Source organism: Actinomycetota bacterium, assembly GCA_019347675.1.
Lineage (GTDB): Bacteria > Actinomycetota > Nitriliruptoria > Nitriliruptorales > JAHWKO01 > JAHWKW01.
Genome location: JAHWKW010000012.1, coordinates 1 through 23,669, shown reverse-complemented (window position 1 = coordinate 23,669; position 23,669 = coordinate 1). Strand labels below are relative to the sequence as shown.

Genomic DNA, 23,669 nt, shown 5'->3' with positions numbered 1-23,669 from the left:
GCCGGCTCCACCGCCGAACCAGCCAGGCCCCGCGCCGTGACCCGCTACCCGCGGTGAGCGACCTCCACGTGGACGTGGGGATTGGGGTTGCCGCCGAGGTAGTTGTCGATGTGCGACACGAACGGGAACTGGGTGCCATGTGCCGCCACGATCGTCTCGCCAGCGTTGACCTGCTGGCCGACGTGGACCTGCAGGCCCGAGATGTGCAGCATCGTCACGACGAGGTCGGGACGCTCAGCTGAGCGGATGGCCACACGCCCGTCCGGGTACTTGCCGTACAACAGGTAGGGCCGGGCCTCGATCACCGTGCCGGTGACCACGGCGCGGACGGGCTCTCCCGGACGCACGACGATGTCGGCTGCGGATGTCGGCTCCGGCCGCCGGCCCCGCGACGACAGGACCGCGTAGGGCTGGCCGGTTGCGCGGTCCGGCGTGCCGGGGAAGCGCGGGTTGTCCAGCGCGGTGGCTTGCCCCATCGGCAGCATCGCCAGCGCGCCGTCGTAGTAGGCCTCGTGGAAACCGATCAGGACGGGATCCGCGCTCGGCGTCCACAGGTGCAGCTCCTGGAACGTCGCGAACAGCCGGGACGGTCCCACCGGGTACGGCGCCTCGGGCTGGGCCGGCTCGACGTGCGGGTCGACCGCGGCTGCGTCGGCAGGAACGGCGTCGGGGGGAGGCGGGGCGTGATCCGTGTTCACAACGGCCGACGGGTCAGCCACCGGTACGGGGTGGCTGCCCGTGGGCTGCGTCAGCGGTTCCTCGGCGGCGGCCGCGCCCGTCCCCGCGGCGACGGTGGCCGCGGTGGGAGCGTCCGGGGACAGCGGCAGTGCGAGAAGCACGCCGATCGCCGGGATCGCGACGCTGACCAGCGCGGCGCGGCTGCGGTTCTGCGGTGACATGGCGACGTGTTCCTCCGTCTCGGGAGCGGCGCTCCCGCGGCGGGGGATCCCCCCGTGGTGTGTCGGACTGGTGCGCGATCCCGGACGGTGTCCGGAAGTCGGTACCCCCAACAACGCTCCTCGACCGCCCGTTCCCCCCGGTTCAATCACCGCGCGAACCGTTCGGTGAGCGCACGGTCACCGCACCACCTCGACGTGGACGTGAGGCAGTCGCTGGCCGACGATCGTGTCGATCTGCGAGCCGAACGGCAGTGTCCGAGCGGTGGCGGCCACGACGGTCTCCCCCGCGACGACGTGCTCACCGGCGGTTACCTGTAGCTCGGCGAGGTGCAGGAGGCGAACGCGGATCGCGGGGTTGGCGTGGGGGACGATCTCCACGAGGCCATCGCTCGTCTGGCCGTACAGCGCGTAGCGGTTGGCGGCCACGACGGTCCCGGACACGGTGGCGCGGACCGGCTCTGCCGCCGGCAGCACGATGTCGACCGCGGAGGTCGCGTGGGTGCCTCGTCCGCGGCTGGGCAGGATCTGGTGCGCGGCCACATCGGGGGTCAGCGCGATCGGGCGCGGGCCGTTCGCCTGGTGGAACCCGATCAGGACCGGTGTTGGGGCCGGTTCGACCAGCTGGACCCCCTCGACGGCCGCGAACGGCTCGATGACGGGTTCGGGGGCCGGCGCCCTCGGCATGCCGTTGCTGGCATCCACCCACATCGCTTGTGCCTCGACGGCGCTCGGCCGGGCAGCCGCGGTCCGGTCGACGGCGGCCGGGAGGCTGAGTGCCGCGGCGAGCACCGGAGCGAGTCCGGCGATCGCGTAGCGGTTGACGCGGGGCCGGGTGCACACGGCTGCGAACGCGTCGTTGGCGGGGCGTGCGGGCACGGCGTCGCTCCAGGGCGTCGTGTCACGGGTGGGGGTTGCGCGACCGAGACCGTGGGTATCGGCTCCGTCACCGACGGACCGAAGGACACCTTGCCGTCTGGGCGCTGAGCGCCCGGGAACGTACCGGGGAGGTTCCCCGTCGCCCAACAGCGCGAGCCGTGGCGCCACGCTGCTACGCCCCACTGGTGGGTCGCTTGACCTCGATGTGGACGTGGGGGCCCGGCTCGCCCTCGACGTAGCGATCGACGTGAGATCCGAACGGGAACAGGTTCGCGGCACCAGCGACCACCGTGCGCCCCGCCTGCACCCGCTGTCCCGGACTCACGCGGACGTCGGTGAGGTGGATCAGCACCACCCGTAGGTCGGGCCGCCCGGCAGGGGCGATCTCGACCCGCGTGTCGGGGTGACGTCCGTACAGCTGGTAGTGCTCCACCAGCGTGACGGTGCCGTCGATCAGGCTCGCCACCGGGATGCCCGGCGGAAGCGCAACGTCCACCGCGGATGTGGCCGGGTTGGTGCGACCTCGCGACGACAGCACCACGTAGCCGACGCCGTCGCCGTCGGGTGGCGGACGGAACTTGGTGGTGTTGTCGTTCGCGCGCAGGGAGCCCGCCGGGGTCAGCGGCAGCGCGTCCGCGAGCGCGGCCTCGTGGAAGCCCACCAAGCGGACCTGGTCGCTGGGCAGGACCAGCTGCAGGTCAGAGTAGGAGGCGAACACGGCGGTGGCCGTGGCTCCCGCCGAGCGCGGCTGGCCAGCGTCGCTGACGTCGAGGGGTCCGCCTTGCGCGGCGGCGAGCGGCGGTCGCCGCGTGCCCGTCCGCTCCCCCACCGACGCGCCCAGCGCCACGGAGCTGGCCACGGCCGCCGCCACCGCGACCACCAGGCCCAGCTGCCGCAGCCGGACCCGGCGCCGCCGTCGTGGCGCTCGGACCGCGCCCGGCCCGCTCATCCTGTCGAGCGTCGCCGCGCCGACCTGGAGCCGGGTGTGCGCCGCGAAGGACTCGGCCAGGCTCGCAGGCTCGCTCGGTCGGGTCACGCTGATCGTCCTGCGTGCTGTGACGGCTGGGATCGGCGCAGGACCTTAGCCGGACCGCCACCCGACGCGACAAACCTCGCTCACCCGGCGCGGCGCGAGGACGCCTCGGCGAGCAGTTCCTGGGCATGGGCGACGCCGGCGCCCCGTCCCGCCCCGCCAGAGAGCATGCGGGCGAGCTCAGCCGGCCGGTCCCCTCCCTCAACCGAGCGTGACGTGGTGACCGTCCGCCCGCCGCGGATGCCCTTCTCGACGACGTGGTGGACGTCCGCGAACGCCGCCAGCTGCGGTAGGTGCGTCACGCACAGCACCTGGCGACCGTCGACGGCCAGCCGGGCGAGTTTCTCACCCACTGCCATAGCGGTGGCCCCGCCGACCCCGGCGTCCACCTCGTCGAAGACGAGCACGCGAGCGTCTTCGACGTCGGCGAGCGCGACCTCCACGGCAAGCGCCACCCGCGACCGCTCGCCGCCCGAGGCGCCCTCACCCAGCGGCCGACGCGGCTCGCCGGGGTTCGCGGCCAACTCGATCGAGACCCGATCGCAACCGTTCGGGCCCGGCTGTTGGCGGCCCTCGACGCTGATCCGCACCCGTGCGTGCGCCATCCCCAGGTCGGCCAGGTGGGCCTCGATCGCCTCGGCAAGTCGTGTCGAGGCGGCGTCCCGGCCTCGGTGGAGCTCCCCGGCGAGGCGGTGCACCTGGGCCGCCAGATCGGCCTCGCGCTCGGCGAGCGCGGCCGCCGACTCCTCGTGGCGCGACAGTTCCGCCAGGCGGGCACGGGCCTGCGTGGAGTAGTCCAACACCCCGGGGATGTCCGCCCCGTACTTGCGGGTCAGGTCACCCAGGAGGCGTTCACGCCGACGGAGCTCGTCGAGGTGGACCGGGTCGGCCTCGACGGTCTCGGCGTACGTGCGCAGCTCGCCGCGCACGTCCGCGAGCTCGGCGGCCAGCGCCTCGGTCCGTTCCCCTAACGCGTCGAGGTGTGCGTCGTGGCCAGCGGCCCGCCGCAATGCGGCCACGGCCACGCCCACCGGGTGGCCGGCGCCGTCCTCATCCAGCGCCGCGGCGGCCTGTCCGGCCGCGCTCGCCAGCTGCTCGGCGTGTTCGAGGCGGGCGCGCTCCTCCCCCAGGTCGGCGTCGCGCTGCGGGTCGAGATCGGCCGCGTCGATCTCCGCCAGCTCGTGGGCGAGCCGGTCGTGTTCGCGGGCCCGCTCCCGGGCGTCAGCGAGGAGCGACGCCCGCTGTCCGCTGACCTCCTGCCACGCCGTCCACGCGGGCCGGTAGGCCGCCAGCGTTCGTGCGTGCGGTGCACCGGCGTACCGGTCAAGCAACGTCCTGGCGACGTCGGAGCGCCCCAGCCGCACGTGCGAGCCCTGGCCGTGGACGTCGACGAACTCCCCCATGAGGTCGGCCAGGGCGGACACCGCGGCCAGCCGTCCGCCGATACGGACCCGGCTGCGTCCGCCGCTGCCGTCAGCGCGGCCGGGGAGGATCTCGCGGGAGATGATCAGCTCGGTCGTGTCCGGTGACGCCCACCCCCCCGCCGCCGCGTTCGACGGCACGGGTGTCAAGCGGGCCTCCACCACTGCGGCCTCAGAGCCGGCCCGGACCAGGCTGGTGTCGGCGCGGTCGCCGAGGAGCAGCTGCAGCGCGGTGACCACCATGGTCTTGCCCGCACCGGTCTCGCCGGTGACGACCGTCAGGCCCGGCGATAGGGGGAGCGTCACGTCCTCGATCACCCCCAGGCCGGCGATGTGGAGCTCGTCGATCACGGTCGTCTCCAGCGGTCGACGTGGTCGTCTCCAGCGGTCGACGTGCGCAGTATGGCCGCCAGCTGCGACGTGACGGTGCAGGCGGCGCACAGCAGTCAGCGACCCGCGGCGTCGGTCACCGCAACCCGAACTTGGTGCGGACCACGCCGTAGAAGTCGATCGAGGACACACGTGCCAGTCGCACCGGTTGGCCACCGCCTGTGGCGTGTACCCACCCGCCGGCCGGGACGGTGACGGGCTCGCGTCCGTCGCAGCTGACGATGGCCGGTGACTGCTCCGGGAGGATCTCGACGTCGATCTGCTCGTCCTCGCCAACCACCACGGTTCTGGCGAACAGGCTGTGGGGGGCCACCGGCGTGACCAGGAGCGCGCGGACCTCCGGCGACAGGATCGGCCCGCCTGCGGAGAAGGCGTACGCGGTCGAGCCGGTGGAGGTGGCAACGACCAGCGCGTCGGCGGGGATCCTGGCGAACCGCGACCGCGCCACGTGCAGCTCCATCAGCAGAATCCGCTGTCGGGCGCTCTTTTCGATCGAGACCTCGTTGAGCGCCCAGTCCTCCGACAGGCGCCGTCCTTCCGAGTCCGACGACCACACCTCCAGGGTTGGCCGCTCCTCGATGCGGAAGTCACGGTTGGCGACAGCGTGCAGGACCTCGTCGAGATCGTCGAGCTCCGCGTCGGCGAGGAAGCCGAGCCGACCCAGGTTGAGCCCGAGGATGGGGACGCCGGCCCCCCGGCACAGGTGCGCGGCACGGAGGAACGTCCCGTCGCCACCGAAGGACATGGCCAGATCCAGTCCGTCCGCGAAGGCGTCGTGGGACAGCTGTGGGACACCGACGTCGGGCTGTTCGCCGTCGGGACGGGCCATAGCGACATCCACCCCGAGCGTCCGCAGGTGCGCAGCCGCCTCGACCGCCGCTTCGCGGGACGCGGAGCGGCGGTGATGGACGACCAACCCGACCTTCACGATCGTCTTCCTGACCGACGTTCAGCGGGCGGTGGCCTGCCGCACGGCGGCATCGATGCGCTCCTCCAGGCCGTCGGTGGTCCCCAGGTCAGGCACGAGGTGCAGGAGGAACTCGACGTTGCCAGCCGGTCCGGTGAGTGGCGACGGCGCCACCCCGGCGGGAGCCCACCCTAGCGCCGTGGCGGCGCGGGCAACACGCTGGATGGTGCGCGCCCAGACGTCGGGGTCGCGGACGACACCCCCCTTGCCGACCTGGTCGCGGCCAGCCTCGAACTGCGGTTTGACCAGCACCACCGCTTCAGCGCCCTCGCATGCGACCGCTCGCAGGGCAGGTAGGACGAGGGTCAGCGAGATGAACGACAGGTCCGCCACAACCAGATCAGGCGAGGGAGCGGGGATGTCGTCCCGGGTGAGATCGCGGGCGTTGGTGCGCTCCATCACCGTGACCCGCTCGTCGCGGCGCAGCCGCTGGTGCAGCTGCCCGTACCCCACGTCCACCGCGACGACGTGAGCGGCGCCCCGCTGCAGCAGGCAGTCCGTGAACCCGCCGGTGGACGCACCGACGTCCAGACAGCGCCGTCCGGCGGGGTCGACCCCGAAGCCATCGAGGGCGGCTTCCAGCTTGTCGCCGCCCCGGCTGACGTACCGGCGAGGTGGCCCGGACACGACCACGGCCTGGGCCGGGTCGACCAGCGTCGTCGGCTTCCACGCCGGCGCCCCGTCCACCGTGATCCGTCCGGCATCGATCGCCGCGCGCGCCTCCGCACGTGAGGCCACGAGTCCCCGACGCACCAGTTCGGCGTCGAGGCGCCGCCGTGACGTGCCCACGGCGTTACGTCGCGTCGTTCCCGTTGGCGCGTGTCGACCGCGCCACCTGTGCATCGTCCATCGCGGCGAGCTCGGCGACCAGCACGTCGTTGACCGCGGCGTACAGGTCGCTGCGCTCGGCCGGTGAGCGGGTGGCGACGGCGTCGAGGTGCGCGCGGGCGACGTCCAGGGGGTCGGCCTGCAGGGGGTCGGCCTGCAAGGGGTCGGTCTGCAAGGGGTCGGCCTGCAGGGGGTCGGCCTGCAGGGGGTCGGCCTGCAAGGGGTCGGCCTGCAAGGGGTCGGCCTGGCCGTCGGTCACTCGCCGGCGCCCTCGCCGGCGCCCTCGCCGGCGCTCTCGCCGGTCCCCTCAGTGGTCTTGGTCGCGGCGGTCTTCTTGGCTGCCTTCTTCGCGGCTGGTCGCGCGCTCGCCTTCTTCGCCGCCGACGGCGTCTTCTGCGTCCCGGCTGAAGACTGACCCGCGGACTCCTGGGCCGCCGCTGCGGTGCGCTTTGCCTCGCTGATCTGGCGCTCGAGACGTTCGAGGTCCTCGCGTGTCGCCAACCCCATCGCGCGGACGGCGCGCCTCGACTCGCTGCGGATCAGCGCGGTCAGAGCCTCCCGGTTCTCCTGCGACCGCTCGATCAGCTGATCGACGAGCTCCTTGGGGTCGCGGGCGGCGGCCTCCCCCTGGTGGAGGAGCCGCTTGACGATCTCCTCTGCTCTGGCGCGGGTGGTCTTGGTGATGCCGGTCGCAGCCTCGATGTACCTGCTCAGCGCGTCGTTCACGTTGGCCTCCCGCGTTGGCCTCCTGGGGATCCTCACAGAGCCTAGCGACCCGGTGTGAGGCCGTACCGCAACAGCAGCTCGCCGCCGTGCTCACGCACCTCCCGCAGTTCGATCGGCTGCGGGGCGCCAGGCAGCGGTCCCTGCACGATCCGGTACGCCGACGACCCAACCAGCCGCGGTGAGATCGTCAGGAACAGCTCGTCGACCAGGCCGGCGGCCAGCAGCTCCCCGTTGAGTGTCGGTCCGCCCTCGCACAACACGTAGCGGACCCCGCTGGCCCGCAGCGCCCGCAACGCCGCCACCAGGTCGACGCGACCGTGCCCGACCCCGCTGACCTCCGCCACCTCGGCGAGCGCTGCCCGCCTGGCCGGGTCGGCGTCCTCGGGAACCAGGACGAGCGGTTGCCGCGCCGGATCGGCGAACAGACGCGCAGCCGGGTTCAACGACAGGGTCGCGGTGACGACCACCAGGCGGGGGACCGGCCCGAGGCCGCGGCTGCGCCGGCGCATCCGAGCAGCGTCGCTCGGTCGGGGTGGGCCGTAGTCCTCGATACGGACGGTCGACGCGCCAACCAGGATCACGTCACACCACTCGCGTAGACGCGAGAACGCCACACGGTCGGCCTCGCCGCCGAGCGGCCCGGTCCGACCCTGCGCCGTCGCGGCACCGTCGACGCTCGCCACCATGTCGAGGTAGACGTAAGGCCGATCGGTCGCTGGTGGCGGGAAGGCCAGCTCCGTGTACAGCTCGTCGAGCGTCTCGTCGTGGACGTCGGGATGGATTCGCGGCACGGGCCCGTAAACTAGCGTCAGCGCCGTGGCCGAGATCGAGGGCAGCTGATGGTGCTCCCGGTCGGCGACCGCAACCCGACCCGGCGCACACCGGTGGTGACCGTGACGCTGATCGCGGTCAACGTCGCCATCTTCTTCGCGTTCAACGCGCAGCTCCCACAGGCGCAGCTGCAGTGCTTCATCTTCCGCTGGGCCGCCATCCCGGTGGAACTTCTGCGCCTGCAATCGCTGGACCCGTCGGTGGTCCCAGCCGACGCCCCGGCGTGTCTCCCGGCGGCCTTGGCCGCCAAGAACGTGTTCCTGTCGGCGCTGACGTCGATGTTCCTGCACGGCAGCATCTGGCACCTGGGATTCAACATGCTGTTCCTGTGGATCTTCGGGAACAACGTCGAGGACGAGGTCGGCCACGGCACCTACCTGCTGTTCTACCTGTTGGGCGGCCTGGTGTCGGTGTACGTGTTCGCGTTGTTGAACCCGACCGCGATCGTTCCACTGCTGGGGGCGTCGGGAGCGATCGCCGCCGTGCTCGGCGGGTACTTCGTCCTGCACCCGAGAGCGCGCGTCCAGACCTACGTGCCCTTCCCGCTGTACCTGCTGGCCTGGGTGATCCCACGCGCGCGCATCCTGGGTTTCTTCTTCTTCTTCGCGATCGTGGACCTGCCAGCCTGGCTGGTCCTGGGGGTCTGGTTCGCGACGCAGCTTCTGGCGCTCAACGAGGCCGCCGGAGGCCCGGTGGCGTACGAGGCGCACGTCGCCGGGTTCATCGCCGGCGTCGCGGGCACGCTGGTCCTGCGGTCGCTGGGGGCCACCCGGACCACACCGACTCCCGGCTAGCCTGGAGCGGTCATCGTCGACTTCGACGGCCCGGTGGGACGGCCGACGTCGCCGCCGCGCTACACGAGCGTGCTCCGCCGTGGAGCCTCGCTGCCGAGGTCGCGCACCCGCACGGCCGGGTGGGATCCGGCGTCGGCGCGGACATCGTGGGGGACGTCGTCGACCTCGGCCGGCTCGAACCCCAGCTGCTCGAAGCTGGCGTCACCGTCACGCGCCAGCAGGTACGTCAGCTGCACGCCGGCGCCGCGCAGCTCGTGCAGTGCCTGCGCGACGAGGTGTGATCCGGTCTCCCGGCCGTGCTGGGAAGCAGCCACGACGGGGCCTTGCAGGCTGGCCGTGTCGCCGTCTCGCTGCCATCCGATCGTCCCGACGATGTCGTCGTCGGCTGCGACCGCGACGAGGATGGGATCCGGTCGCGGCGCCGCCCCGCCGAGGCCCCAGCCGGCGTCCTCGAGCAGTGCGCGGATCGCGGGACGGTCGCCCGGCTGGGCTCTGCGGATCGTGGCCGGCTCCGGCCCCGTCAACTCGCCCAGGTGGCGCACCACCCAGGTCGGGGTCGCCGCAGCACCGACCAGGTCCGACCAGCGGGCGACGCCGGTCAGGACCAGCGCTGCGTCCCATCCCATCCGCTGGGCGGCGGCCACGTCGGTGTCGAGCTGGTCGCCGACCACGAGGATGCGTCCATCGCCGAGCGACAGGCGCTCCGCCGCCAGCGCGAACAGCGGCCGTTCCGGCTTCCCGGCGATCTCGGGGCGAACGCCGGTGGCGGCACGCAGGTACGCCAGCGCCGCGCCGTTGCCCGGCCAGGGGCCCTCGTCGGCGGGGTAGACGAGGTCGGCGTTGGTCCCGACGAACCGGGCGCCGCCGGCGATCGCCAGGGTCGCGTCGCGCAGCCGCTCCCAGGTCAGCTGGCGGTCCCACCCGACGACGACCGCGTCGGCGTGGTGGGGCGCGTCGACCAGCGGGATCCCGGCGTCGGTCAAGGCAGCGCGTAAGCCCTCCTCGCCGATCACCAGGACGCGCGGCGGCGGTTGGCCGCCCACCAGCCAGGCAGCCGCCATCGCGCTCGTCAGGATCCGGTCCGGGTCGACCGCCAAGCCGGCGCGCTCCAGGACTTCCACCCAGTGGTCGGGTCGGCGGGTCGCGTTGTTGGTCACGAACACGGTGGGCTGCTCGATCTGCGACAGCGCCGCGACGGCCTCCGGGATCGGGTCCTCGACGCGCACCACCACGCCGTCGAGGTCGACGACTAGGCCGTCGTAGCGATCCAGGAGCGCCATGCCGCCAGGGAGGCTAGACCTCGGGAAGGCGCGCGCAACGTCGCACCTTCGGGAGCACTCCAGGCGGGCCAGCGGTCGGTGCCGCCCTCGTCGCTCCTCACGCGTGGTAGACCTTGGCGGGCTGCCTAGGAGACGTTGGTGGTGGACCTCGCGCCCTTCCGGGGGGTCCGGTACACACCAAGCCACGATCTGGCCGACGTCACCGCCCCGCCGTACGACGCGATCGACCCGGGCCTGTCACACCGGCTGCACCAGCGCAGTGCGGTCAACGTGGTCCGCTTGGAGCGCGCCGAGCCCCACGGGCGCGATCGTGCCGGCCGCGACCGCTACGAGCTGGCGGCGGACACCTACCGCAGCTGGCTCGAGGCAGGCGTTGTCGCCCGCGATCCCGGTCCGGCCCTGTACGTCTACGAGCAGCAGTACATGGAAAGCGGCGAGCAACGCCACCAGCGGGGCGTCCTGGCCGCGCTCCGCCTGGTGCCGTGGGGATCGGGTGAGGTCCTGCCACACGAGCACATCTTCCGGCCGCCGGTCGAGGATCGGCTGCGGCTCCTGGCAGCCCTGCCGGTCAATACCTCCCCCATCTACGTCCTGGCTCGGGCCGAACCTGCTGAGGTCACAACCGTGCTCGATGAGGTCAGCGCAGGGCGCGCCGACGCGGTGTTCACCGATCCCGAGGAGGGCGTGACCCACCGGCTGTGGGTCGTCGCCGACAGCGACGTGACGGCGGCGGTCCGAGCAGGCTACGCACCGGCACGCGTGCTGATGGCTGACGGCCACCACCGCTACACCGGCGCGTTGCAGCACCACGACACGCGACCCGGGCCCGGCACCGGGCGCATCCTGGCCTATGTGGTGGGTCCGGGCGGCGGCACCGATCGCGCCGGGCCGGTGGTGCGGGCGATGCACCGCCTGGTCCGCCGGCTCGCGCCGGACGCCCGACGCCGACTCGCCGAGGTCGGGGCGCGGCTGGTCCCGGTCGCGGATGAAGACGCCAACCCCCGGCGGATCGTCGCCGTGCTCGACGAGCGGCCAACGGCCAGGTTCGGGCTACTGACCCGTCAGGAGCGAACGCTCGTCGAGTTCGACGATGTCGCCGCTGAGGCGCTGGTGCCACGGGAGCTGCCGGCCGAGGTGCGCCATCTCGACGTCGCCGTCCTTCAGGCCGTGCTCAGCGGCCCGCTGGAGGTGGATCAAGCCCAAGGGGTGCGCTACACCCCGGATGCTCAAGCCGCCGCCGAAGAGATCATGGCGGGAGACGCCGACGCACTGTTCGTGCTCCGACCGGTGACGGTGAGCCACGTTCGCGCGGTGGCCGACGCCGGGGCGCGGATGCCTCCCAAGACGACGTCGTTCTTCCCCAAACCACGCACCGGGCTGGTGCTGCGACCGTTGGAATAAACCCGTGCGGGGCGGGTCCCGGTCGTTGCGCCTGGGTTAGGCTGCCGCGCGACCGGCTCGGATCGTCTCCCGCCGGACCCGGAGCTGCCGTGCCCACACGTGAGCCGACGCCTGTCCTGGGATGGAAGGAGCAGGCGTCGCTGCCCGGGTGGGGGATCCGACGCCTGCGTGTCAAGCTCGACACCGGCGCGCGCAGCAGCGCCGTCCACGTCCGAGATCTCACCGTCGTTGGCCACCACGTCGTGGACGGCCGCGAGTTACCGATCCTGCGTTTCGCGGTCATGCTGGGGCGCGACCGCCACGCCCGTCGGCGCATCGTCACGGCCCCGGCCGTCGGTTTCCGCCGCGTCCGTGACACCGGCGCCAGGGCCGAGCGTCGTCCGGTCGTGCGAACCCGGGTCGTGTGCGGGCCCCTGGACCGCATCACCGACATCACCGTCACCGACCGGACCGGGATGAACTTCCGCATGATCCTGGGCAGGAGCACCCTTGAGGGCTACCTCGTCGATCCGGGGCGCGGGTACCGGTCCACGCCAGCACCACCACGCAGATCAGCGGTCGAGCCGCAACGCCGCACGCCGCCGCGCGCGGTGCTTCCGCCACCGCGCCGCCCCCCTGGCGACCACCCCAGCGTTCCCGACCGGAAGAGACACCGGTGAAGGTCGCCATCCTCTCGCGCAACCGCCGGCTGTACTCGACGCGACGGCTGGCCAGCGCAGCACGGCGCCTGCGACACACCGTGCAGGTCATGGATCCACTGGACATCACCATGATGGTGTCGTCGCGCGGCACGGAGGCGTACCTGCGCGGCAAGCCGTTCCCGAAGGTGGATGCGGTGATCCCGCGCATCGGGGCGTCGATCACCTTCTACGGCGCCGCGGTTGTCCGTCAACTGCAGATGATGGGCATGTACGTCGTCAATCCGGCCGATGCGATCCTCAACTCCCGTGACAAGCTGCGCTCGCTGCAGATCCTCGCCCAGCACGGCATCCCGATCCCCGCAACCGGACTGGCCAGGCGGACCGACCTGGCCCGCTCGCTGTTGAAGCTCGTCGACGGGCCGCCCGCGGTGGTGAAGCTCCTCGAAGGCACGCAGGGCGCCGGGGTGATCAAGGTCGACAGCAGGTCGGGCTTCAACTCGACCGTCGACGCGTTCCACTCGGTCGGCCAGAACATCCTCGTGCAGCAGTACATCGCCGAGGCTGGGGGTTCGGACCTGCGCGTGATCGTCGTCGGCAACCAGGTGGTCGCCGCGATGCGCCGTCAGGCCAAGGGCGACGAGTTCCGCTCCAACGTGCACCGCGGCGGGAGCGTTGAGGCCGTGCGACCCGACGCCTCCGTGCGGCGCACGGCCGTCCGGGCGGCGCGGACGCTGGGGTTGGGGTTCGCGGGGGTGGACCTGGTCGAGTCGGAAGCCGGTCCGTTGGTGCTGGAGGTCAACTCTTCGCCGGGCCTGGAAGGAATCGAGAAGGCCAGCGGCATCGACCTGGGTGAGGTCCTCATGCACCACGTCGAGGCGGAGACCGCCAAGCACCACGCCGGCCTCAAGGCCCGGCGGGCCGCCGCCAAGCGCCGCGCCGCGGCGGCGAAGGCCCGGGCTGCGGCGGGGCGGGCTCACGACGGGCCCGCCCGCCGGCGGTGATCGCGCCCGTTCGTGTCGCCGGGGAGGAGGTCTCACCGGGCACGCGAGCGGACCTGTCGTGCGCCGTGTCCGAGTCGTACACCGGCGACCGCCTGTCGATCCCCGTGGCCGTGTTTCACGGCGCGCAGACCGGTCCGCGGATGTTCGTCACGGCGGCCGTCCACGGCGACGAGCTCAACGGTGTCGCGGCGTGCCGTGAGCTGATCCAGAGTCTGGACCCCCAGCGCCTGCGTGGCACCATCCTGATCGCGCCGCTGGTCAACATCCTGGGTGTGCAGCTGCACAGCCGGTACCTGCCTGACCGCCGTGACCTCAACCGCGCCTTCCCGGGATCGCCGACCGGGTCGCTCGCGGCCCGCATCGCCCGGGTGGTCCTCGACGAGATCGTGGTCGCCAGCGACCTGGGTGTGGACCTGCACACCGCTGCCAACCGACGCACCAACGTGCCACAGGTCAGGATCGACACCGCCGATCCGCAAACGTTGCGACTCGCCGAGGCGTTCGGTGCGCCCTACATCCTGTCGGCCGCGACCCGTCCCGGGTCACTGCGTGAGGTCGCAGCAGACCGGGGTGTGCCCGTGCTGACGTTCGAGGGCGGCGAGGCGTTGCGCTTCGACACCGACGCGATCCAGGTCGCCACCGAGGGGATCCTGCGGCTGCTGCACCATCTGCAGATGACCGACGCGGCCCCCGAGCCGCCGCACGACCCGCCGGTCGTGATGCACGACTCGCGGTGGATCCGAGCCGAACGGGGCGGGATCCTGGATCTGCAGGTGGGACCCGGCGATCAGGTCCGGGTCGGTCAGACGCTGTGGGCGACGACCGACCCCTTCGGCCACGAACGATCGGCGGTGGACAGCCCCGACGATGGCGTGGTGATCGGTGCGACGACCTTACCGCTGGTCTCACCCGGCGACGCTGTCCTGCACGTCGGGCTGGTCGGCGAGCGTCCGCCCCACGAGGACGACCCCAGCGAGGAAGAGGACCAGGTGGAGGACGACCATCCCGCGTGACCGCTCAGGATCGACTCCTGGCGTCGCCTGCTACAACAACAGCTCGTCGTCGGCTTCTGGCCCGCAGACGTGGCACTCGAGCTCGAGGGTGGTGTGCCCGATCCCGAAGTCGTTCTCGAGGCGGGCTCGGAGCTCGTCGCCAAGGATCTGGGCGTCGTGGAGGCTGAGCTCCTCACGGAGCACGACGTGCGCCGACAGCGACGGCACGTCGGACGCGATGCTCCACACGTGCAGGTGGTGCACCGCCTCGACCCCCGCGTGTTCGAGCATCGCGGCCTGCAGTTCGTCGATGTCCAGGTGCTGGGGTGTTCCCTCGAGCAGGACGTGCGTCGTCTCGCGCAGGAGCCGGTACGCCGACCACAGCACCAGCAGCGCGACGCCCATGGACACGGCCGGGTCGACCCAGTTGGCCCGCCACAAGACGACCGCGACCCCCGCCAGGAGCGCCCCGACCGACCCCACGGCATCGGCCAGCAGGTGCGCCAGAGCCCCGCGGATGTTGAGACTGTGGTCGCGCACCCGGTGCAAGGCGTACGCCGACGCGAGGTTGACCACCAGGCCTGCCGCGGCGACCGCCACCAGACCGCCTCCTCGGACCTCCTGTGGCGCGCCGATGCGGCGGACAGCCTCGTACAGGATCCACGCGGACGCGGCGAACAGCACCAGCCCGTTGGCCTGCGCGCCGAGGACCTCCGCGCGCTGCAGTCCGAAGCTGTGCCGGTTGGTCGCCGGACGTTCGATCAGGCGCTGGGCCACCAGTGCGATCGTCAGCGCGGCCACGTCGGACAGCATGTGCGCGGCGTCTGCCAGGAGCGCCAGCGAACGGAACAGCAAACCGCCGACGAACTCCACCACGAGGAAGGATCCGTTGGCGACCAGCGCCACGACCAGCGCACGCCGCTGACGGTGGCGGATCCCGGCCACACCGCCCGCGGCGGGCAGACGGTGACGCTGCGCCACGGCATCTCCCACGGTCGGCCAACGTTGTCGGTCGCAGCATGGGCACGCCGCTGATCGCGCGCAAACGCCTTCCGGTCGGCCCGACGTCGTCCATGGCGCCCGCGTCAGCAACCGAGGCAGCTGCTGAAGTAGCGTCGGACCACGCGACGCGGACGCAGGTCCCAGTGCCGCCCCGGAGGTTGGAAGTGAACGACGACGTCTCGCGCACGCGGGTGGAGCACTTCGCCGACGACGTCGTCGGCATCGACACGATGACCGGCGGGATGACGCAGGTCACCGCTGGGTACCTGTTGCCCGCGCCGCGCCCGACGCTGATCGAGTGCGGACCGGCGCTGTCGATCGAGCACGTGGTCGCCGCGCTGCACGAGATCGGCCTCGATCCCAGCGACCTGGCATACCTGGTCGTCACCCACATCCACCTCGACCACGCCGGCGGGGCCGGTGACATCGCCGCGGCGTTCCCGTCGGCGACCATCGTCGTGAGCGAGGTCGGCGCTCCCCACCTGCACGACCCCGAGAAGCTCAACGAGTCGTCGCGGCGCGTCTACGGCGAGGTCATGGACCGCGTCTACGGCGCCTGCACCCCGATCGAGGGCGACCGGCTCCTGGCGGTTGCAGACGGGGACACGTTGGAACTCGGCGGTGGCCGCACGCTGGAGCTTCTGTACACCCCCGGCCACGCCAAGCACCACATCGGCATCTTCGACCACGCGACCGGCGCGATCTTCGCCGGGGACTCGGTCGGGGTGAAGCTGCCGGGGATGCGTGAGCTGCGCCCCGCGACCCCGCCTCCGGATTTCCAGTTGGAGGCGGCGACGCGGTCGCTGAGCCGCTACCTCGAGCGGGACCTCACCCGCCTGTACCTGGCGCACTACGGCCCTCTCGACCCGCCCGTGGACGCATTACAGGACGCCATCCAGCGGCTGCATCTGTGGGCGGCGACCGCCGAGGCCGCCTACCAGGAGCACGACGAGCTCGACCACGTCACCGAGACGTTGGTGCAGCGCTTCGCCGACGAGGTCGACCCGGGGCTCGTCCCCGGCGATCCGCACGCCGAGGAACGGGTCCAGCTGCTGTCGGGGTTCCGCTCGAACGCTGCCGGGTTCCTGCGGTACTTCCGCCGACGCGACGAGGGCACGCTGACCCCGGTCGGGTGATCCGCGCTGGCCCGGAAACGTGGGTGGGTCGTCACCCAGCGAGCCGCGCGAGGCGCTGTCGCACGTCGTAGAGGTCGTCGTCTTCGGCTGCGACCCGCCGCAACCACCGTTCCGCGTCGTCGCGGTCGCCGTCACGCTCCGCGAGGTCCGCGGCGACGTACCACAGGCGCAGGTGGTGTTCCTGGGGATCCGTGGGCTGGCCGAGACGGTCCAGCGCCCGGCGGATCACCGCCCGGCCCGCGCCGGGGTCGCCGTGGTCGGCTACAGCGCTGGCCCAAACGATCATCCCTTCGGCGTAGCGGTCCTCGCCGTCGCGGTCGGGATCGAGTTCCTGCACGACCTCAGCCACCCGACCCACGGACCGGCCCAACCCACGCAAGCAGTCGCCGATCAAGTGGTTCTGGTCGCTGCGGCCCGACAGCCGCCGGTAGGTCTGCAGTTCGCTGAGTGCGCCCGACCAGTCCTCGGCGTGGTAGAGCGCCACCCCGAGGGTCTCGCGGACGCTCGGCGCGCGGGGCGCGGCAGCCTTCGCCCACTCCAGGTAGGGACGCGCGCGGTCCGGGGCGCCCGCATCGACCGCAGCGACCGCGAGGGTCAGGGCCCTGGCGACCTCGTCGGGGTCCTGGCTGTGCCGCCGGAGCTCTCGCAGGACGCCCCCGGGCAGGTCGGGCTCGACGTCGCTGGGGAAGTCGGGCTTGGGTGGCGCTGGCGTCGGGTCGTCGCGACGCAGCGGCGGCGCACCGGCGGTCCGCTCGGCGCGGTCGATGCCCACGGGCCGCCGCGCGCCTTGGCCGCCACGCCGCTGGTGCCCGGCGTCCTTGTCGCGGCCGCGACCCTGGCCACCACGGTCACGGCCCTCGCGTTGGCGTTCCGTTTGCCGGTCGCGGTCCAGATGCCCACGGTCCGCACCGGTTTCTGGTGGCTTCCCGGCCTGCCGGTCGCGACGCTGACCGCCACGCCCGCCGCTTGGTCGTGGTCGGTCGCTCGTCACCGGCCTTTCCTGTCCCTCGCTGTTGCTGCCTTGCCCTCCCCCAGGGTGTGTCGGCTGCCGTCCCGGCGCGGCGCCAGCGCTCGGCCAGACGACTCCCGACCCTGGTTCGGCCCCGGCCCGACGACCGCTCACGCGGGCCACAAATGCAGCGACGCCGCCCGCGGTGGCGGGCGGCGTCGATCAAGAGATGGTTTCCGCAGCGACCTACTCTCCCACGCCGTTGCCAGCGCAGTACCATCGGCGCTGGAGGGCTTAACTTCCGGGTTCGGAATGTGACCGGGTGTACCCCCTCCGCTATGGCCACGGAAACACACTTCTGAAGTTGTCAGCGCACCGCGACGGTGCGATGCGTCACCCTCAGGGCCGCGGACCTTCGGTCCCGCAGACCCTGCGATGAACTCCATAGCGAGCGCGAGCTACGGCAAGCCCTCGGCCTATTAGTACCGGTCAGCTGCACACGTTGCCGTGCTTCCACCTCCGGCCTATCAACCCAGTCGTCTACTGGGGGCCTTACCTCCTCGAGGGAGTGGGAGACCTCATCTTGAGACAAGCTTCGCGCTTAGATGCCTTCAGCGCTTATCTCTTCCGCACGTAGCCAACGGGCCATGCTCCTGGCGGAACAACCCGCACACTAGAGGTGCGTCCACCCCGGTCCTCTCGTACTAGGGGCAGCCTCTCTCAAGTCTCCAACGCGCGCAGCGGATAGGGACCGAACTGTCTCACGACGTTCTGAACCCAGCTCGCGTACCGCTTTAATCGGCGAACAGCCGAACCCTTGGGACCTGCTCCAGCCCCAGGATGCGATGAGCCGACATCGAGGTGCCAAACCTTGCCGTCGATATGGACTCTTGGGCAAGATCAGCCTGTTATCCCCGGGGTACCTTTTATCCGTTGAGCGACGGCGCTTCCACTTGCCACCGTCGGATCACTAAGCCCTGCTTTCGCACCTGCTCGACCTGTCGGTCTCGCAGTCAAGCTCCCTTGTGCCTTTACACTCAACGACCGATTGCCGACCGGTCTGAGGGAACCTTTGGGCGCCTCCGTTACTGTTTAGGAGGCAACCGCCCCAGTTAAACTGCCCGCCAGGCACTGTCCCTGACCCGGATAACGGGTCCAGGTTACGAACCCAGCACAACGAGGGTGGTATTCCAAGGTTGGCTCCACCCGGACTGGCGTCCGAGCTTCACAGCCTCCCACCTATCCTGCACACGCTGTACCGAATCCGAATACCAAGCTGCAGTAAAGGTCCCGGGGTCTTTCCGTCCTGCTGCGCGTAGTGAGCATCTTTACTCACAGTGCAATTTCGCCGAGTCTCTGGTCGAGACAGTGCCCAAGTCGTTACGCCTTTCGTGCAGGTCGGAACTTACCCGACAAGGAATTTCGCTACCTTAGGCATCCTTGTTACTCGCCTACTCCGACTGGCTCGCCGGAGAGCGGGTCAGGTCATCTCTGCCTGACTCCTCATGTCGCCATGAGGATCGGACTGTATCTTCCGGGCTCTTCTCTTCCGAGATCGAGCCCTCCCTGGCGTACAGTCTCTGAGGATCCTGCGAGGATGTCTTCCAGTGATCGCTTCCGCTGCTTGCCGTTCTCATTCATCGAGTACGCAAGGCGGATGATGCGCTCGAAGCCCGCGTCGGTCAAGTGCTCCTTCCGCTCCATCGCCCGTGTTACCTCAGCGAAGATGCGGAAGTCGCCCATCTTTATCCGAAGCGGGTACCGCTCGAAGAACGGGATGATGCTCCCGATCAGGTCACTACGTGCGCGGACCGCGTACGTCAACACGGAACTTCGAGGTCCCTTCGGGCGGATATGCCCACAACCGAAGAAGTCTCGGAGTCGATGGAGGATCTCGCCGTGGTTCTCATGCTGGTAGGCATGGAACACAGGGGCGATCTGCCATCCCCTCGTTCGTAGCGCGAACCGTGAGTTGTGATGGACCGAGACGGAGAAGCAACCCTCTCCATCCACGAACCCCACGACCCACCATGGATCGAACGGTGTGCTCGCAGTTTCCTGCTGATCGTCCCCACTGGTCAGATTGTCACTGCTCATGTTCCCGCTCCATCTACCGATTGAGCGAACCCTACGGAGAGGGTGTGACATGAACGAGTACCGCCAGATGCGCGGGGTGTTCCAGCATATAGCCAGGTTTTACAACGGCCGGTATCGGTAGCTAGTGGTATCCAACCGTTATAGTTCACGGAACCCCCATATCGCTATGGGGCGTGGACCATATCTTCATCCCTCTGCTTCACGAGGGAGCCCTGCGTATGGCCTCTGAGGATTCCCACTCCTCGAGCGCTGCGATGATCGCTTCATCGCTGCGCCGACGCTTCCCTCCGCGGTTCATGGGTGCACGGAGACGGAGTACCGTCTCGATGCCCTCGCGCGTGAGGTGCCGGCCTGTCTGGACGAGCCACGCGATCTCCTCGAAGATCTCGAGGTCGCGTCTCTTCGTCCCTCGCAGCGGGAACCGCTGGAAGAACGGGAAGACACGCGAGATGAGATCGTCGGGCTTGGTGACTTCTGTAGTAGAAGACGCCATCGCCGCGACCTCGCACCGTTCCGACGATGAAGACGCGCCGCAGTAACTGCGGCAGGTCATCACCGATCTGGGACACGTTGAAGGACAGTCCCACTCGGAACGGCAGACCACGATCACGCTCTCGACGGATTGGGACGTTGAAGCTTCCCTCTCCGTCGACGAACCCCGCCACGTAGTTGCCTACGTCAGACGGGATCACATCCAGCCAGTCTCGAAGACCGGGCCTTTCCTGCTGATCGTCCGCACCGGACGGGTTGTCACTGCGCACGTCGTCACCTCCGCTGGTTCACGTATCGAACCACCGGGGTGTGACGTTCCCGTGCACGAGTACCGCCGGATGCTCGGGGTTTCCAGCATATAGCAGGGTTTGTTCCAGCGGGTTACCCCACTGGAGCCGCAACGGTGTTTACGGCCGCCGTTTACCGGCGCTTGGCTTTGGAGCTTCGCCCTCTCGGGCTAACCCCTCCGCTTAACGTTCCGGCACCGGGCAGGCGTCACAGCGTATACATCCTCTTGCGAGTTAGCACGCTGCTGTGTTTTTGGTAAACAGTCGCTTGGGCCTGGTCACTGCGGCCACCAGCAGCTCGGGACGCGAAGTCCGTCACCACCGATGGCGCCCCTTCTCCCGAAGTTACGGGGCCAATTTGCCTAGTTCCTTGACCAGAGTTCACTCGATCGCCTCGGTATTCTCTACCTGACCACCTGTGTCGGTTTAGGGTACGGGCACCATCTCCACTCCCTAGAGGCTTTTCTTGGGGGCATGGCTTCAGGGACTTCCCTCATCGGTCGGCATCGCGCCTCGGCCTTGTGTGGGGTCCGGATTTTCCTGGACCCCGGCCTACACGCTTACCCCGGGACAACCAACGCCCGGGATCCCCTAGCCTTCCCCGTCACCCCTTCGGTGGCCTACTTGCACCGGGGTCCCACCTCCGTAGAGGCGGTTAGCACGGTGCGTTCGGCAAAAGCGCGGAGATGGTGGTACAGGAATATCAACCTGTTATCCATCGACTACGGCTCTCGCCCTCGCCTTAGGTCCCGACTTACCCTGGGCGGATGAACCTTCCCCAGGAACCCTTGGTCAATCGGCGGGGGAGTTCCTCCCTCCCCTTTCGCTACTCATGCCTACATTCTCTCTCGACACGCGTCCACGACTGGGTTTCCCCGCCGCTTCACCCGCGTATCGATGCTCCCCTACCGCTCCGCGAATCCAACGTGCAGGGCCTCCCCTACACGCCAGATGTGTTCGCGAAACCCGAAGCTTCGGTACAAGGCTTAGCCCCGTTACATTGTCGGCGCAGGATCACTTGACCAGTGAGCTATTACGCACTCTTTCAAGGGTGGCTGCTTCTAAGCCAACCTCCTGGTTGTCTCTGCGATCCCACATCCTTTACCACTTAGCCTTGATTTAGGGACCTTAGCTGTCGGTCTGGGCTGTTTCCCTTTCGACCATGGAGCTTATCCCCCACAGTCTCACTGCCGCGTTGTGGCGTACTGGTATTCGGAGTTTGCCTGAGTTCGGTAAGCTTGTAGGCCCCCTAGCCCAAACAGTGCTCTACCCCCAGTACGGAACACGCAACGCTGCACCTAGATGCATTTCGGGGAGAACCAGCTATCACCGAGTTTGATTGGCCTTTCACCCCTACCCACAGGTCATCCGAGCAGTTTTCAACCTACAACGGTTCGGTCCTCCACGAGGTCTTACCCTCGCTTCAACCTGCCCATGGGTAGCTCACTCGGTTTCGGGTCTCGTGCCAGCGACTGGACGCCCTATTCGGACTCGCTTTCGCTCCGGCTTCCCCTCGACGGGTTAACCTCGCCACTGACAGCGAACTCGTAGGCTCATTCTTCAAAAGGCACGCCGTCACCCATCCGAAGATGAGCTCCGACGGTTCGTAGGCACACGGTTTCAGGTTCTCTTTCACTCCCCTCCCGGGGTTCTTTTCACCGTTCCCTCACGGTACTATCCGCTATCGGTCATCAGGGAGTATTTAGCCTTACGAGGTGGTCCTCGCAGATTCGTACGGGATTTCACGGGCCCCGCACTACTTGGGATCCCATCCGGGAGGTGCGTCGTGCTTCATCTACCGGGCTCTTACCGTCTGTGGCCGGGCTTTCCATCCCGTTCGACTACACGCGCACTTGGTAACTCCCTGAGAGGGTGGCAGCCCCCTCTGGATGGTCCCGCAACCCCGGCGCCGCAACGCCTGCCAGCTTTCGCACGGCTCCGGTTTGGGCTGTTCCCCGTTCGCTCACCACTACTAGGGGAATCGAATGTTTCTTTCTCTTCCTCGAGGTACTGAGATGTTTCAGTTCCCCCGGTTCCCGACACCCGCCCTATGTGTTCAGGCGGGTACGACTGGGCATGACCCCAGCCGGGTTTCCCCATTCGGACATCCCTGGATCTGTGCTTGGTTGCCAGCTCCCCAGGGCTTATCGCAGGCTCCCACGTCCTTCGTCGGCTCCTGATGCCAAGGCATCCACCGAGTGCCCTTTTTCGCTTGCCGTAACCAACTCTGAGAGTTGGCCACGTTCACAATTCGAGTGAACTGTGTGTTATTAGATGCTCGCGCTCGCTATGGAGTTCTCAAGGGTCACGCAACGTCTCCGACGGACCGGCCTGCCCGGACCTGCCGGGCGGTTCCGATGATCGGAGACAGCGTCGTGTGAAGGATCTCCGATCCCTCAAAGCTGCATAGCGTGCCCACGGTCGAGGAGTCTTCCCACGGCCCGGTCATCCCTCGGTTTGCCCGATCCCGTGGACGGGATCGGCGAGGTTCCCCGGGCGGGGGTCGACTGCCGCGACGTGAATAGCCAGTGGTCTACGTCGCATCCGACGGCCGTGCACGGGAACGAACCTCCCGTGACGCCGTATTCAGTGCTCCAGAAAGGAGGTGATCCAGCCGCACCTTCCGGTACGGCTACCTTGTTACGACTTCGTCCCAATCGCCGGCCCCGCCTTCGACGGCTCCCTCCCTTACGGGTTAGGCCACCGGCTTCGGGTGTTCCCGACTTTCATGACGTGACGGGCGGTGTGTACAAGGCCCGGGAACGTATTCACCGCAGCGTTGCTGATCCGCGATTACTAGCGATTCCAACTTCATGCCGTCGAGTTGCAGACGACAATCCGAACTGAGACGGCTTTTGGGGATTAACCCACTGTCACCGCCATTGTAGCACGTGTGTAGCCCACCCCGTAAGGGCCATGAGGACTTGACGTCATCCCCACCTTCCTCCGGCTTATCACCGGCGGTTCCCTCAGAGTGCCCGGCCGAACCGCTGGCAACTGAGGGCGAGGGTTGCGCTCGTTGCGGGACTTAACCCAACATCTCACGACACGAGCTGACGACAGCCATGCAGCACCTGTGTGGCGTCCAGCCGAACTGAAAGCCGGTCTCCCGGCCGCGACGCCCATGTCAAGGGCTGGTAAGGTTCTTCGCGTTGCTTCGAATTAAACCACATGCTCCACCGCTTGTGCGGGCCCCCGTCAATTCCTTTGAGTTTTAGCCTTGCGGCCGTAGTCCCCAGGCGGCAGACTTCCCGCGTTAGCTCCGGCACGGAGGGGGTCAAGTCCCCCCACGCCTAGTCTGCATCGTTTACGGCGTGGACTACCGGGGTATCTAATCCCGTTCGCTCCCCACGCTTTCGTGCCTTAGTGTCAGTAATATGCCAGTAGTCTGCCTACGCCATCGGTGTTCCTCCTAATATCTACGGATTCCACTCCTACACTAGAAATTCCAACTACCTCTCATATACTCCAGCTTAGCAGTTCAGATAATGTGAGTATGGTTGAGCCACACTATTTCACTACCTGCTTACTATGCCACCTACGCAACTCTTTACGCCCAGTAATTCCGGATAACGCTTGGATCCTCCGTATGACCGCGGCTGCTGGCACGGAGTTAGCCGATCCTT

Annotated in this window: 18 protein-coding genes and 3 rRNA genes; 6 read left to right on the top strand and 15 right to left on the bottom strand. The window is 69.0% G+C overall.

The genetic code is table 11. The annotated features are described in order from the left end of the window. Positions 1 to 44: 44 nt before the first annotated feature. The 9 genes from KY462_09400 to KY462_09360 form a co-directional block, all read right to left on the bottom strand. Positions 45 to 899, bottom strand: coding sequence for a M23 family metallopeptidase (locus KY462_09400; GenBank protein MBW3577933.1), 855 nt, complete (start codon positions 897 to 899; stop codon positions 45 to 47). 177 nt (positions 900 to 1,076) lie between these two features. Continuing rightward, positions 1,077 to 1,775 (bottom strand): M23 family metallopeptidase, encoded by a 699-nt coding sequence (locus KY462_09395; GenBank protein MBW3577932.1) that lies wholly within the window; start codon positions 1,773 to 1,775, stop codon positions 1,077 to 1,079. A gap of 172 nt (positions 1,776 to 1,947) precedes the next feature. Then, on the bottom strand, positions 1,948 to 2,811 hold the full coding sequence (locus tag KY462_09390; GenBank protein ID MBW3577931.1) for a M23 family metallopeptidase: 864 nt from the start codon (positions 2,809 to 2,811) through the stop codon (positions 1,948 to 1,950). A gap of 80 nt (positions 2,812 to 2,891) precedes the next feature. Continuing rightward, positions 2,892 to 4,580, bottom strand: coding sequence for a DNA repair protein RecN (gene recN / locus KY462_09385; GenBank protein MBW3577930.1), 1,689 nt, complete (start codon positions 4,578 to 4,580; stop codon positions 2,892 to 2,894). Between the two features lie 115 nt (positions 4,581 to 4,695). Then, positions 4,696 to 5,547 (bottom strand): NAD(+)/NADH kinase, encoded by an 852-nt coding sequence (locus KY462_09380; GenBank protein MBW3577929.1) that lies wholly within the window; start codon positions 5,545 to 5,547, stop codon positions 4,696 to 4,698. A gap of 21 nt (positions 5,548 to 5,568) precedes the next feature. After that, a complete protein-coding gene (locus KY462_09375; GenBank protein MBW3577928.1) occupies positions 5,569 to 6,429 on the bottom strand; it encodes a TlyA family RNA methyltransferase in 861 nt (286 codons plus the stop codon). Continuing rightward, on the bottom strand, positions 6,380 to 6,673 hold the full coding sequence (locus tag KY462_09370) for a hypothetical protein (protein MBW3577927.1): 294 nt from the start codon (positions 6,671 to 6,673) through the stop codon (positions 6,380 to 6,382). Before KY462_09370 ends, KY462_09375 begins: the two co-directional genes overlap by 50 nt. Continuing rightward, the gene (locus KY462_09365) at positions 6,670 to 7,140 is read right to left on the bottom strand and encodes a hypothetical protein (protein MBW3577926.1); all 471 of its coding nucleotides are present in this window, start codon (positions 7,138 to 7,140) and stop codon (positions 6,670 to 6,672) included. Before KY462_09365 ends, KY462_09370 begins: the two co-directional genes overlap by 4 nt. A gap of 41 nt (positions 7,141 to 7,181) precedes the next feature. Next, complete coding sequence (locus KY462_09360; protein MBW3577925.1) at positions 7,182 to 7,931, bottom strand: pyrimidine reductase family protein; 750 nt, start codon at positions 7,929 to 7,931, stop codon at positions 7,182 to 7,184. A gap of 48 nt (positions 7,932 to 7,979) precedes the next feature. On the opposite strand from KY462_09360, the gene KY462_09355 reads away from it, so the two are divergent. Next, on the top strand, positions 7,980 to 8,765 hold the full coding sequence (locus tag KY462_09355) for a rhomboid family intramembrane serine protease (protein MBW3577924.1): 786 nt from the start codon (positions 7,980 to 7,982) through the stop codon (positions 8,763 to 8,765). 59 nt (positions 8,766 to 8,824) lie between these two features. On the opposite strand, the gene KY462_09350 is transcribed toward KY462_09355, so the two are convergent. Continuing rightward, positions 8,825 to 10,045 (bottom strand): HAD-IIA family hydrolase, encoded by a 1,221-nt coding sequence (locus KY462_09350; GenBank protein MBW3577923.1) that lies wholly within the window; start codon positions 10,043 to 10,045, stop codon positions 8,825 to 8,827. Between the two features lie 138 nt (positions 10,046 to 10,183). On the opposite strand from KY462_09350, the gene KY462_09345 reads away from it, so the two are divergent. The 4 genes from KY462_09345 to KY462_09330 all read left to right on the top strand — a co-directional run bounded on the left by KY462_09345 (position 10,184) and on the right by KY462_09330 (position 14,101). Then, complete coding sequence (locus KY462_09345) at positions 10,184 to 11,446, top strand: DUF1015 domain-containing protein (GenBank protein MBW3577922.1); 1,263 nt, start codon at positions 10,184 to 10,186, stop codon at positions 11,444 to 11,446. An 89-nt stretch (positions 11,447 to 11,535) separates the two neighbouring features. Continuing rightward, entirely contained in the window at positions 11,536 to 12,105 is a 570-nt protein-coding gene (locus tag KY462_09340) for a RimK/LysX family protein (GenBank protein ID MBW3577921.1), read from the top strand. Beyond that, a complete protein-coding gene (gene rimK / locus KY462_09335; GenBank protein MBW3577920.1) occupies positions 12,102 to 13,088 on the top strand; it encodes a 30S ribosomal protein S6--L-glutamate ligase in 987 nt (328 codons plus the stop codon). Before KY462_09340 ends, rimK begins: the two co-directional genes overlap by 4 nt. Before the next feature lie 65 nt (positions 13,089 to 13,153). Beyond that, positions 13,154 to 14,101 carry a succinylglutamate desuccinylase/aspartoacylase family protein gene (locus KY462_09330; protein ID MBW3577919.1) on the top strand — a complete coding sequence of 316 codons (948 nt, stop codon included), beginning with the start codon at positions 13,154 to 13,156 and terminating at the stop codon, positions 14,099 to 14,101. A 30-nt stretch (positions 14,102 to 14,131) separates the two neighbouring features. On the opposite strand, the gene KY462_09325 is transcribed toward KY462_09330, so the two are convergent. Next, positions 14,132 to 15,061 (bottom strand): cation diffusion facilitator family transporter, encoded by a 930-nt coding sequence (locus KY462_09325; GenBank protein MBW3577918.1) that lies wholly within the window; start codon positions 15,059 to 15,061, stop codon positions 14,132 to 14,134. A 185-nt stretch (positions 15,062 to 15,246) separates the two neighbouring features. Between KY462_09325 and KY462_09320 the strand changes: the two genes are divergently transcribed. Then, the gene (locus tag KY462_09320; protein MBW3577917.1) at positions 15,247 to 16,218 is read left to right on the top strand and encodes an MBL fold metallo-hydrolase; all 972 of its coding nucleotides are present in this window, start codon (positions 15,247 to 15,249) and stop codon (positions 16,216 to 16,218) included. Positions 16,219 to 16,249: 31 nt separating this feature from the next. Here KY462_09320 and KY462_09315 read toward each other — a convergent pair whose 3' ends face one another. From KY462_09315 to KY462_09300, 4 genes are all read right to left on the bottom strand, one after another. Beyond that, a complete protein-coding gene (locus KY462_09315; GenBank protein ID MBW3577916.1) occupies positions 16,250 to 16,990 on the bottom strand; it encodes a tetratricopeptide repeat protein in 741 nt (246 codons plus the stop codon). Between the two features lie 410 nt (positions 16,991 to 17,400). Next, positions 17,401 to 17,517: ribosomal RNA gene (rrf, locus tag KY462_09310) — 5S ribosomal RNA — on the bottom strand. Between the two features lie 109 nt (positions 17,518 to 17,626). After that, a 23S ribosomal RNA gene (locus tag KY462_09305) occupies positions 17,627 to 22,261 on the bottom strand. 380 nt (positions 22,262 to 22,641) lie between these two features. Beyond that, a 16S ribosomal RNA gene (locus KY462_09300) occupies positions 22,642 to 23,669 on the bottom strand; the annotation flags it as partial.

Excerpts from the sequence above, each read along its gene's own strand:
- KY462_09350 (MBW3577923.1), bottom strand. The coding sequence starts at position 10,045 with ATGGCGCTCCTGGATCGCTACGACGGCCTAGTCGTCGACCTCGACGGC.
- KY462_09355 (MBW3577924.1), top strand. The coding sequence starts at position 7,980 with ATGGTGCTCCCGGTCGGCGACCGCAACCCGACCCGGCGCACACCGGTG.
- KY462_09375 (MBW3577928.1), bottom strand. The coding sequence starts at position 6,429 with ATGCACAGGTGGCGCGGTCGACACGCGCCAACGGGAACGACGCGACGT.
- KY462_09400 (MBW3577933.1), bottom strand. The coding sequence starts at position 899 with ATGTCACCGCAGAACCGCAGCCGCGCCGCGCTGGTCAGCGTCGCGATC.